Annotated in this window: 8 protein-coding genes; 3 read left to right on the top strand and 5 right to left on the bottom strand. The window is 66.1% G+C overall.

Features of this window, described 5'->3' with window-relative positions:
• The first annotated feature begins 69 nt into the window (after window positions 1-69).
• Window positions 70-1,833, top strand: coding sequence for an alpha/beta hydrolase family protein (locus AC1PME_RS13210; RefSeq protein ID WP_430543968.1), 1,764 nt, complete (start codon window positions 70-72; stop codon window positions 1,831-1,833).
• A 100-nt stretch (window positions 1,834-1,933) separates the two neighbouring features.
• On the opposite strand, the gene AC1PME_RS13205 is transcribed toward AC1PME_RS13210, so the two are convergent.
• From AC1PME_RS13205 to AC1PME_RS13185, 5 genes are all read right to left on the bottom strand, one after another.
• Window positions 1,934-2,356 carry a hypothetical protein gene (locus AC1PME_RS13205; RefSeq protein WP_481096105.1) on the bottom strand — a complete coding sequence of 141 codons (423 nt, stop codon included), beginning with the start codon at window positions 2,354-2,356 and terminating at the stop codon, window positions 1,934-1,936.
• A 444-nt stretch (window positions 2,357-2,800) separates the two neighbouring features.
• Entirely contained in the window at window positions 2,801-4,366 is a 1,566-nt protein-coding gene (locus AC1PME_RS13200; protein WP_481096104.1) for an asparagine synthase-related protein, read from the bottom strand.
• A 113-nt stretch (window positions 4,367-4,479) separates the two neighbouring features.
• A complete protein-coding gene (locus AC1PME_RS13195) occupies window positions 4,480-4,644 on the bottom strand; it encodes a hypothetical protein (protein ID WP_254458449.1) in 165 nt (54 codons plus the stop codon).
• Window positions 4,645-4,694: 50 nt separating this feature from the next.
• On the bottom strand, window positions 4,695-4,859 hold the full coding sequence (locus tag AC1PME_RS13190; RefSeq protein ID WP_254458448.1) for a hypothetical protein: 165 nt from the start codon (window positions 4,857-4,859) through the stop codon (window positions 4,695-4,697).
• Window positions 4,860-5,388: 529 nt separating this feature from the next.
• Complete coding sequence (locus AC1PME_RS13185) at window positions 5,389-7,155, bottom strand: peptide MFS transporter (protein WP_481096103.1); 1,767 nt, start codon at window positions 7,153-7,155, stop codon at window positions 5,389-5,391.
• A gap of 311 nt (window positions 7,156-7,466) precedes the next feature.
• Here AC1PME_RS13185 and AC1PME_RS13180 point away from each other — a divergent pair, with 311 nt between their 5' ends.
• On the top strand, window positions 7,467-9,425 hold the full coding sequence (locus AC1PME_RS13180; protein ID WP_481096102.1) for an OPT family oligopeptide transporter: 1,959 nt from the start codon (window positions 7,467-7,469) through the stop codon (window positions 9,423-9,425).
• Between the two features lie 470 nt (window positions 9,426-9,895).
• The gene (locus AC1PME_RS13175; RefSeq protein WP_481096101.1) at window positions 9,896-11,965 is read left to right on the top strand and encodes a S9 family peptidase; all 2,070 of its coding nucleotides are present in this window, start codon (window positions 9,896-9,898) and stop codon (window positions 11,963-11,965) included.
• Window positions 11,966-12,300 lie beyond the last annotated feature (335 nt).

Genomic DNA, 12,300 nt, shown 5'->3' with positions numbered 1-12,300 from the left:
CCGCTGGAGGATCGGACCGCGCTGGCGATCATGCGCCGTTCCGACAACAAGATCGTCGGCAGCTTCTCGATGGAGAAGAACACGCACGTCTCCGATTTCGTGTGGGTCAACGACACGCGCGTGCTGTTCAACATGGTCCAGAAGATTGGGCAGCGGGATGAGCCGTGGGGGACCGGAGAACTGTTCGCGATCAACGCCGACGGCGGGGCGGCGGAGCTGTTGGTGGGCCAGCGCGTCACCGGCAACGGGCCGGGCACGCTGATCCAGACCAAGAAGGTGGAAAAAGTTGCCGCGTATTTCGTTGGCCTGCTGCCCGGCGACGACCGCAACGTCATCATTCAGGCGGAGCCGTTCAGCACCAGCCAGGACCCTTACAGCCGCACCGAGATCATGGACGTCTATAGCGGCCGCCGGCGGTTGCTGACCGGTTCGCCCAAGGTGCGCGGTGCCAATTTCTACAGCGATGAGCAAGGCAAGGTGCGCTTCGCCTTGGGGGCGGATGCCGACAACGCCAAGAAGCTGTTCTATCGCGATACGCAGGGCAGCGACTGGAAACTGGTCAACGACGAAAACGTCAGTCACCACGTGGAGGCGCCGATCGGGTTCTCCGAGGATGGACATACCGCCTATCTCCTGGTCCAGCAGGCCAAGGGCAGCGACGTGATCGAGTCCTGGAATGTGGACAACGGGGAACGCAAGGTGGTGGCGCGCGATGCCCTGGCCGATCCCTACGCGATCATCTATCGCCATGGCACCCGCGTCCCGGTGGGTGTCCAGGTGCTGGGCGACACGCCGCGCAGCCTGTTCTTCGATAGCGCCTCGCCCGAAGCCAAGACCCAGCGTTCGCTGGAGGCGGCATTCCCGGGGCAGGCGGTGTACGTCACCTCCAGCACCCGCGACGGCCGGCTCAACTTGGTCAACGTGCAGTCCGGTCGTAACCCGGGCGAGTTCTACCTGTTCGACACCGTTGCCAAGAAGGCCGATTTCGTGTTCGCGCGTCGTGCCGCGCTGCAGCCGCCGAAGCTGGCGGAAGTGCGGCCGATCGCGTTGCAGGCGCGTGATGGTCTTGCGCTGCACGGCTTCGTGACGCTGCCGGCGGCGGCCAAGTCCGGCAAGGTGCCGATGGTGGTGATGCCGCATGGCGGTCCGTTCGGCGAGTCCGACAAGGGCATGTTCGATGAGGATGCGCAGATCCTGGCCAGTGCCGGTTACGCGGTGCTGCAGGTCAATTATCGCGGCTCGGGCAATTACGGGCGTGCGTTCAAGCAGGCGGGCGCCGGCCAGTGGGGCGGCAAGATGCAGGACGACGTCACCGACGCCACGCGCTGGGCGATCGACCAGGGCATCGCCGACCCGCAGCGCATCTGCATGTACGGTGCCAGTTATGGCGCCTATGCATCGTTGATGGGTGTGGCCAAGGAGCCGTCGCTGTATCGCTGCGCCGCTGGTTATATCGGTGTTTACGATCTACCAATGCTGTACGTCAAAGGTGATACTCAGCAGCGCGATTCAGGCAAGACCTACCTGAGCGAATGGGTGGGCTCTCCCAGCGAGCTGGCCGTGGTGTCGCCGGTGAATCTCGCCGACAAGATCAAGGTGCCGGTGTTCCTGGCGGCTGGCGGCGAGGACGAGCGCGCGCCCATCCAGCACTCCAAGAAGATGGAAGCCGCACTGAAGAAGGCCGGTGTGCCGGTGGAAACACTGTATGTCCCGACCGAGGGCCACGGCTTCTACACCGAGGAGCATCGCCGCGAGTTCTACACCCGGCTGCTGGCGTTCCTGAGCAAGTCGTTGGGTGGTGCGCAGGCGGCGCCGGCGGCAGCGAAGCAGTAGGCGGCTGTCGCCTGAAGAGGGCGCCGAGGCGCCATGCGCTACAGCTCTGCAGCATCAGAGCGGCCCGGTGCTTTCCGGGCCGCACTGATGCCGGTTGGACTCAGTAGCTCAGCGTGACCAACTGGCATTTGGAGGTCTTGCCGCCATCGTAGTCGTAGATGACGCGCAGATTCGCGCCCTTCGAATTGACCAGCGGCAGCAGGATCTGCCAGCGATTGGGTGTGCCCTCGGGGCCTTCGCTGACTTTCTTTAGGATTTCCGACTCCAGATCCGACGGCGTGTTGATGCCATCGGCCGGACCGCGATCGCGGACCCGGCTGTAGAAATGGAAGCCGTTGTCGGTCCATTGCGGCGGCAACATCTTGTTCCACGCCGAATTGGTTACCTGTTTCCATGGCTGGTCGATCTTGCCGCTCAGCCGGAACGGGTAGGGGCATGCGGCCTGAACCGACGCGCAGGTGCCGCAGAGCAATGCAAGTCCGGCCAGGCCGCGCGCCGCGACGCGTTTCCAGTGTGTTTTCATGCGATCTCCCTGAGTGAGCTTGTGTGTGATGGGCCTGGTCCTGATCGGACCGGGCGCCTGCAGGTTGCACCTGCCATTGCATGACGCGGAGAAGGCATCGGTTGTGAAGCCCTGGCGTTGCGGGGCCAGGCCGCGATCCTTGCCGGCAACCCGCTAAGCGCGCCTCGTGCATCATCCGCAGCAGTGGCGGCGCGGCAAGGAAGGCCAGGGGCGCGCGACCCGCGCCGGTCCAGGCAGCAGCCAGAACCGGTACACGGACCTGGCCGCCGCCTCGGCGACGTCGAGGAACTGGCCGTAGCGCGCGCTTTCCCAAGGCGAATGCCGCCGGCTGCCTGGCAGGTAGAACTGGCGTTGCCTCACATGCCGCCGGCCGTTTCGGCGTCGTCGTGCAGCCAGAGCTGCGTACGCTGGGACAGCGGCCTCGATGCCTGCTGACTGCGATTGTCAGGCAAACTGTCGAACGAAGCGCTCCAGCCAAAGGAACGAGATCAGCGGCGCCGTCAGCGGGCGTGCGCGCGTCGCCACCAACTCGTCCAGCAACTGAAGGGCAGCGTCTCGGTTGACCAGGCCCAAGTCGGCAAGGGCGCACTCGTTCAGTTGCAGGGTGATCGTCTTTGCCTGATGTGCGATCAGTCCAGGAAGCACATGGGCGAACGTTTCCTTGCAATAGTTTCGTGGAAATACGTCGCCTACGTTGGCGCGCAAGTACCGCCACATCGTTTCTCGATCTTTACGGCTCTGCAGAGGCAGGAGCCGACAAAAAGAAACCAAGTGTGGATCGCTCAACGGATTGACCGGCCAAAGGCCTCGCCGAAGCAGATGGGGAGCCTGGCACGCGCTCGACGCCAATACGGATGCAGACAACAGGCCGGCGGGAGCATCAAATCCGCTGATCGAACGTGATGCATTGAGCGCTCGGGGCGTCAACAACAGGTTCGCGCGACGCTTGGCTTCTGCGACCACCCTGTCGCCAGGACTGGCAGTGGGATGGTCCTCGTCACGGTATGTTGGGAACAGCTGGTCTCCGCCAATCCCGGTGAAAAGCCATTCGCTGCCCTGTGATTGAGCGCTGTCCCATAGATTTTCGAACGCTTCGAGATAGAACTCGGCAAGGGGATAGTTCGGTCGATCCGCACTGGGTTGCAGATCGAGCGTTGGCGGAAATGAATCGATAGGGATGCGCGTGTCGCGAAGGCCCAGCCTTTCAACAAGCATGCGGCGGCGTTCGGCCTGGGTTTGACTATGTCCCTCGTCGAGCAAGATTCCCAAGCTCACGAGGTTGTCATGCGATCGAGTCAGGGCGCACGCAACGGTCGCCGAGTCCATGCCTCCACTCAACTCCGCGGCCACCTGCTTCGATGCGGGTCGAATCGAAATCGCACGATGCAACAGTTGCTCGAATCGCTCTATGCCGTAGTCGATCAGTGCTTCTTCGGAAGGCGATAGGGTTTCAGCAGGCGAAGGATAGACGTAACGCGTCTTGCCCGGCTCCGCGTAAAGCGCGGCGCGTTCTGTCAGCATCACAACGCCCGAGCACAATTGCCTGGCGGAGTAGTCTGCGCTGAGTGCGAGACGCCGGCTGGTCATCTCCAGGTCGATGGTGGTGGGCCGGGAAAAAAAGTCGGCCAGATCGTAGGAGATTTCCACTGCGTCATCGGTGACCCGGCAGTAGACCGGCGCCGATCCGAGAAGGCCGGCGCGCAACTTCAGTCGGCATCCGGCCTGGGCCACTTCGATCATGAGATAATCAAGCGGCCATAGAAGGGCTTCTTTGTAAAGTTGGTTGAATCGATCGGCGTCGACCAACGCGCCCGTCTCGGTGTTTTCCCATGCGACATCCCTGCAACGCTCGCGTACCGTCGCGAACCATTGTCCCTGCGTGCGAACCACGACGGTTTCCACAGCGGAGTGACGGTAGGGCGCGATCTGGCTTTTGCCGAGACACAGGGTACTGTCCTGCCACACCGGGGGATGCTCGAGGTCGGGAAAAGCGATATTGGCCTTGATCATGGCGACTCGGCTGCCTGCGATCGGCGTTGTGTGGTCATCGCGCTTTCGGACAGAAGAACGCCGCCTGATGGCGGCGTTCTTTATCGTGGCGTCTTGATGGAATCGCCGTCGTTTTAGCTACCGGGTTTCGTGGAGAACCCGCGAGAATCTTCACCAAGATAGGGCTTCATCTCGCAGACGCCCGGCGCCGCGATGTTTTGCATGGGCTCGTCGAGCTGGATGGCGAACGGGTTGGAGTGAGAATCCTGTTTTTCGAGTTTGGCATCTTGAATTTTCATCGCGAAGCTCCTTTTCCTAATCGCATCGTCTTGATGGAATCGCCGTCGTTTTAGCCGCCCGGTTTGGTGGAATACCAGCGAGAATCTTCACCGGGATAGGGTTTCATCTCGCAGACGCCCGGCGCCGCAATATTTTGCATGGGCTCGTCGAGCTGGATGGCGAACGGGTTGGGATGGGAATCCTGTTTCTCGAGTTTGGAATCTTGAATCTTCATCACGAAGCTCCTTTTCCTTATGTCGTCATGCGGCGACGGATGGAACCTAGCACTGTGCTCATGGCATGACAAGTTAAGATGGATTAATCAAGGTTTCATTTGAAACTTTTAAATCAAGCCTGTTGAGCGCCGCTCTGCATCCATCGTGTCAACTGTTGCCTATGCATCAGGCGATGGCTGTGGCCAAGGAGCCTTCGCTGTATCGCTGCGCGGCAGGCCATGTCGGTGTGGATGAACCGCCGCTGATGTGTGTGAAGGGCGACGTCCAGCAGCGCGCCCATCGGAGCGATCGCCGTGAATGGTTGGGGCAGAGCAGCGACCTGCTTGCGGTGTCGCCGCTCATTCTGGCCGACTTGTGTCCTGGCCGCGGGCGCTCCAGCGGTCGCTATCGCGACTGCACTGGCGCCGGTCGGGTTCGGTGGCTCAGTGTGGCTGGCGGCGGGGATCGCCGTCCTCGTCATCGGCCACGCAACATGCGTCCGCGTCGACATGTGGACCGGTTGCGCCGCCGCGCGGGCGACGCCGCGGCTCAGCGCACCCCGTGCATCATCCGCCGCAGCAATGGCGCGGCAAGGAAGGCAAGGACGCCGCACCCCACACCGATCCACAGCAGCAGCCAGAACAGGTGCGCGTACTTGGCCGCGGCGTCTGCGATGTTGAGGGTCTGGCCGTCCGGCACCTCGATCGCGGCGAGCTTGCCGAACAGCGCCGCCAGGGCCTCGGAGAACGCGGTGGCCAGGAACCAGGTGCCCATCATCAGGCTGACCACGCGCGGCACCGCGAGCTGGGTCACCGCCGACAGGCCGACCGGCGACAGGCACATCTCGCCGGCCTCCAGCACGAAGTAGGCCAGCACCAGCCACCACACGCTGGCCATCTGTCCGGTGGCGCCGACCTGTTGCGCGGCCAGCGCCAGCGGCACGAAGGACAGGCCCGCCAGTAGAAGCCCCAGCGCCGACTTGGCAGGCTTGGACGGCTCGCGTCCGCGCCGCGCCAGCCACGCCCACAGCGCGGCGAACAACGGCGCCAGCAGGACCAGGAACAGCGCGCCCAGGTAGGTCAGCGAGCCGGCGGTCTGCGGCAGCACCAGGCAGTCGCGGACCAGGAACAGCAGCATCAGCGCGCTGACCGCGACGAACAGCCGCCGCGGTGCCGACGAGCCGGGGCGGCGGTCGGACAGCGAGGCCGCCAGCACGAAGCCCAGTGGCGCCAGCAGCAGCGAGGCGATCGACCAGGGCAGGGGAGTGCCGCCGCGGATCACCAGCGACGGCACGATGTCCTTGGTCATCAGCCGGTCGGTGAAGGTGACCCACGAGCCGTAGGTCTGCTCGTACAGGGTGAAGTACACCAGCGCCATCGCGATCAGCACCATCAGCGCGATCATCTGCTGGCGCTGCACCGGGGTGCACTGGGTGCCGGTGAACCAGGCGAACCACAGCAGCACCGCGCCCAGCACCAGCAGCATCAGCAGCAGGGCCAGGGAGATTTCCCCGCCGAGGCTGAAGGCGCCGTTGGCCGCGGCCCACATCAAGGCGGCTACCGGCAGCACGCCCAGCACCGCGCTCCCGTAGATCGCCCATTCGCGCGGTACGCCGAGCACGCGCTCGCGCAGCAGCGCGGGTTGCGCAGGCTCGGCGTGGCCGTGCAGGTATTTCTGGCCCCACAGGAACATGCCCAGGCCGAGCAGCATGCCGATGCCGGCGGCGCCGAAGCCGTAGCGCCAGCCGTAGGCTTCGCCGAGGAAGCCGCAGACCAGCGAGGCGAACAGCGCGCCGAGGTTGATGCCGGCGTAGAACAGCGAGAAGCCGGCGTCGCGGCGCGGGTCGTCGGCGGGGTACAGCTTGCCGACGATGGTGGAGATGTTGGGCTTGAGGAAGCCCACGCCCATGATGATCAGCGCCAGCGACAGGTAGGTCACGCCCAGGGACGCGGTGTCGCGGACCACCTCGCCGTTGATCCGGGTGGCGGCGTGGCCTTCGAAGGCCATGCCGATGTGGCCGAGCACCAGCAACAGGCCGCCGAACACCACCGCCTTGCGCATGCCCAGCCAGCGGTCGGCGAGCAGCCCACCGAGCACCGGCACGCAGTACACCAGGCCGCCGTAGGCGCCTAGCAGGTCGAGCCCGGCGTCGTCGCCGAACAGGTGGTACTTGGTCAGGTAGAGCAGCAACAGCGCCTTCATGCCGTAGAAGGAGAAGCGCTCCCACATCTCGGTGAAGAAGCAGACGTAGACGCCCTTGGGATGGCCGAGGAAATCGTCGCGCACGTCGCGCAGCGGCAGGGAGGACACGGACACGGCGACTCTCGGCGCAGGAAGGCAGCGGCGGAGTATAGGGGCGCTGGCGCCGGCCCGAATGGCGGTGCGCGGCATGGGCGGTGCGGAGGGAGGTCGGACCCTCACCCCAACCCCTCTCCCGGTTGGAGAGGGGCTGCTCTTCGTTCCTTCTCCCGGCGGGAGAGGGGCGACCATCTCCCGCTGCCTCTACGAATCCCCAATCCCCAATCCCCGCTCCCCAGGCATGTGCCACAAGCTGGGCGGCAGGAGGCTGGACTTGCCTCGCCCCAGACGCTAGCGTGCAGAGCGTTTTTGTCGTTTCAGGGGTAACCATGAACAACGCTGCCGCGCCGCGCCAGCTCACGTTCCGTGCCGTGGTGCTGGCGATCGTGCTGGCCGTGGTGCTGTCCGCCGCCAATGCCTACCTCGGGCTGTTCGCCGGCCTGACCATCGCCACCGCGATTCCGGCGGCGGTGGTGTCGATGGGGGTGCTGCGCCTGCTCGGCGGCGGCACCATCCTCGAGAACAACATCGTGCAGACCGGCGCCTCGGCCGGTTCCTCGATCGCGGCGGGGGTGATCTTCACCATCCCGGCGCTGGTGATCATGGGCTACTGGCCGGACTTCAAATACTGGTGGGTGCTGGGCATCGCCGGCATGGGCGGCCTGCTCGGGGTGCTGTTCTCGGTGCCGCTGCGGCGCTCGATGATCGTCGAGGATCCGCTGCCGTTCCCGGAGGGCAAGGCCGCCGCGGAAGTGCTCAAGGCCGGCGAGAATCCCGGGCCGGGGCTGAAGATCCTCGGCCTGTCGGCGGCGATCGGCGGGCTGGTCAAGCTCGGTGCGGCCAGCGGCCTGAAGGTGATCCCGGATACCTGGGCGCAGGCCACCTACATCGGCAGCAGCAAGATGGTCGGCTACGTCGGCACCAACCTGTCGCCGGCGCTGCTGGGCGTGGGCTACATCGTCGGGCTCAACGTCGGCATCGTGGTGCTGTCCGGCTCGATCCTGTCCTGGCACCTCGCCATCCCGCTGTACCAGCAGTTCTTCATGGGCTCCGACCCGGCGCTGGCGCAGAGCCTGGCCAATGCGCCGGCGGCCGAGGCCGCGTTCGGCATCTGGGCGGCCAAGGTGCGCTACCTGGGCGTGGGCGCGATGCTGATCGGCGGGGTGTGGACCCTGTTCTCGCTGCGCAAGTCGCTGCTGTCGGGCGTCAAGAGCGGGTTCGCCGCCGCGCGCAAGAGCACCGGCGGCGGCGTGGTGGCCGATACCGATCGCGACCTGCCGATGAAGTGGATGCTGGTGGCGCTGCTGCTGTGCACGCTGCCGCTGCTGGGCCTGTACCAGGCCATCGTCGGCCAGTGGCACGTCAGCGTGCCGATGACCCTCATCATGATCGTCGCCGGCTTCCTGTTCGTGTCGGTGTCCGGCTACCTGGCCGGCCTGATCGGCTCGTCGAACAACCCGGTCTCCGGCATCACCATCTCCACCATCCTGTTCGCCTCGGCGGTGCTGGTGCTGCTGCTCGGGCGCGATTCGCCGATCGGCGCGGTCGCCGCGATCATGATCGGCGCGGTGGTGTGCTGCGCCGCCGCGGTGGGCGGCGACAACCTGCAGGACCTGAAGGCCGGTTACCTGGTCGGCGCCACGCCGTGGAAGCAGCAGCTGATGCTGGCGATCGGTGCGTTCTCGTGCGCGCTGATCATGGCGCCGGTGTTGAACCTGCTCGCCCAGGCCTACGGCATCGGCGCGGCCACGCCGCAGCACCCCAATGCGCTGGCGGCGCCGCAGGCCACGCTGATGGCGTCGGTGGCCAAGGGCCTGTTCGGCGGCGAGCTGCCGTGGAGCATGATCGCCATCGGCGCCGGCGTCGGCGCGGCGATCATCGCCCTGGACGAGTGGCTGAAGAAGACCGGCAAGCGCTTCCGCGTGCCGGTGCTGGCCGCGGCGATCGGCATCTACCTGCCGCTGGAGCTGATGGTGCCGATCTTCCTCGGCGGCCTGCTGACCCATCTGGTCGAGCGCTTCCACAAGATCCGCGCCGACGACGAAGAGGGCCGCGACCGCGTGCACCGTCCGGGCACGCTGTTCGCCGCGGGCCTGATCACCGGCGAGGCACTGATGGGCATCGCCATCGCGGTGCCGATCGTGGCCTCCGGCCGCGCCGACGTGCTGGCATTGCCGGAGGCGTTCCACCTCAACCAGTGGTACGGCCTGGCCCTGCTGGCCTTCGTCGGCTGGCTGCTGTACCGCACCGGCCGCAAGGGCGACGCCGCGGCCGCACCGCGCGCGTAATCGGCGCAACGGCCTGCCGCAACGCAACATCCGAAGCCCGGCCCCGCGCCGGGCTTCGTGTTTGCGGCCGCGCCAGCGCGCCGCGTGCCGCCTCCGTTTCTCGCCGGCTGATCCGCACCGCGTGCATCGCTTGGTCCAAGAGCGAATCGCGCCCAGCCGCGTGCGCTTGCCGATGTCGCTCTCACCACCAAGGCCAGCTCCGGCACCGGCTTCCTGCGCTTGGCCAAGCCGGCGCATCGCGCTATCACTGCCGATCCCCCTCTCATCCAGCCGCGCGCAGGGCCGCGGTCCGCCCGCTCTCCACCACCTGGCCGGTGCGGATCTTCGTAGCCCCAGCCGAGCCAGCGCCTCGCGCTTACCAATCCCCAATCCCGATTCCCCATTCCCGGCCCCTCCATGACTTCAGTCCTTTGCACCACGCCCACCACGGCCCCTACCATCGACGTTTTGCCGTGTTCCGGAGATACCCGATGACCCTGCGCTACGCCTTGCTGCCCCTGGCCCTGCTGACCGCGCTACCCGCGCTGGCCGCCACCCGCGGTTTCGATGTCCGCGACATGGTCGCGCTGGACCGGGTGTCCTCGCCGCTGCTGACGCCCGACGGCGGCACGGTGGTCTTCGCCAAGCGGCAGATGGACAAGGCGCTGGAGAAATCCAGCACCAGCCTGTGGCTGCGCGACCTGCGTACCCGCGATGCGGCGCCGCCGAAGCGGCTGACCCCGGACGGCTGGAACGTCAACTCGCCGGAGCTGTCGGCCGACGGCAAGACCGTGTACTTCCTCAGCGCCAAGTCCGGCCGCCAGCAGCTGTACGCGCTGCCGCTGGCCGGCGGCGCGCCGCGCCAGCTCACCGATTTCGCGCTGGACGTGGACACCTACCGCATCGCGCCGCAGGGCGACCGCGTGGCCTTCAGTGCCAGCGTGTTCCAGGAGTGCGGTTCGGACCTGGACTGCACGCGCAAGCGCGTGGAGGAGAAAAAGCACGCCAAGAGCAGCGGCGAGGTCTTCGATCACCTGTTCGTCCGGCATTGGGACGCCTGGAACGACGGCCGCCGCAACAGCCTGTTCGTTGCGCCGCTGCCGACCGGCGCCAAGGCCAAGCCGGTCGTCGGCGCCTCGGCGCTCAGCGTGACCCTGGCCGGCGACATTCCCTCCAAGCCGTTCGGCGGCAACGAGGACTACATCTGGGCGCCGGACGGGCAATCCCTGGTTGCCAGCGTGCGCGTGGCCGGCCGCAAGGAACCGTGGTCGACCAACTTCGACCTGTACCGCCTGGACGCCGCCGGCAAGGCCGCGCCGGTCAACCTGACCGCGTCCAATCCGGCCTGGGACGCCGGCCCGGTGTTCTCCGCCGACGGCAAGACCCTGTTCTACCGCGCGATGAAGCGCCCCGGCTTCGAGGCCGACCGCTTCGGCCTGATGGCGATGGACGTGGCCAGCGGCAAGACCCGCGAGATCGCCCCGCAGTGGGATCGCTCGGCTGGCGACATCGTGCTGTCGGCCGACGGCGCCACCGTGTACACCACCGCCGACGACATGGGCCAGCATCCGCTGTTCGCGGTCGACGTGGCCACCGGCAAGGTCCGCACCGTGGCCGCCGATGGCAGCGTCGGCGCGCCGGTGCTGGCCGGCAACACCCTGGCCTTCACCCGCAACAGCCTCAAGAGCGGCGACCAGATCGTGGTCGCCGATGCCGACGGCCAGCAGCCGCGCGCCATCACCCCCAGCGCCGGCGAGATGCTGCCCGATGTGAAGTTCGGCGACTACGAGCAGTTCTCGTTCAAGGGCTGGAACAACGACACGGTGCACGGCTACGTGGTCAAGCCCTACAACTACCAGGAAGGCAAGACCTATCCGGTCGCGTTCCTGATCCACGGCGGCCCGCAGGGCAGCTTCGGCAACGGCTGGAGCTACCGCTGGAACCCGCAGACCTATGCGGGGCAGGGCTATGCGGTGGTGATGATCGACTTCCACGGCTCCACCGGCTACGGCCAGGCCTTCACCGACGCGATCAGCCAGCACTGGGGCGACCGCCCGCTGGAAGACCTGCAGAAGGGCTGGGCCGCGGCGCAGAAGCAGTACGGCTTCCTCAACGGCGACAAGGCCTGCGCGCTGGGCGCCAGCTACGGCGGTTACATGGTCTATTGGATGGCCGGCAACTGGAACCAGCCGTGGAAGTGCCTGGTCGACCACGACGGCGTGTTCGACAACCGCATGATGGGCTACGCCACCGAGGAGCTGTGGTTCAGCGAGTGGGAGAACGGCGGCACGCCGTGGCAGAACCCGGCCGGCTACGAGAAGTTCAACCCGATCCTGCACGTGGACAAGTGGAAGGTGCCGATGCTGGTGATCCATGGCCAGCAGGATTTCCGCATTCCGATGGAGCAGGGCCTGGCCGCGTTCGGCGCGCTGCAGAGCAAGGGCATCGAGTCCAAGTTCCTGTACTTCCCGGACGAGAACCACTGGGTGCTCAAGCCGCAGAACAGTCTCATGTGGCACGACACGGTCAATGGCTGGCTGAAGCAGCATATCGGCCAGTGAGGAACCTGGGGCCCGGGTTTCCCGGGCTCCTTTCTGGGGCATGGCCCAGGTCCCGGGATTGGGCATTCGGGATTGGGCATTGGGGATTGGGGAGCTTTCCCGCGATCGCAGCAATCCGATAGCCGTTATGGGAGGGGCTTCAGCTCCGACGCTTTAGCGGTAAGGCGTCGGGGCTGAAGCCCCTCCCACAAAAAGCAGGGGGCTTGCGGCGCGTCCGCTTCGCGAACGCGCGCGCATTGGCTGCTTTTTTGATCCTTGTCTCACCGCCAACCGCCAACCGCCAACCGCCAACCGCCAATCCCGAATCCCGAATCCCGAATCCCGAACCCCAGCCC

It is taken from the genome of Xanthomonas sp. NCPPB 901 (assembly GCF_056725085.1).
The sequence above is the reverse complement of the archived record's forward strand: the minus strand, read 5'-3'. Positions and strand labels throughout refer to the sequence as shown.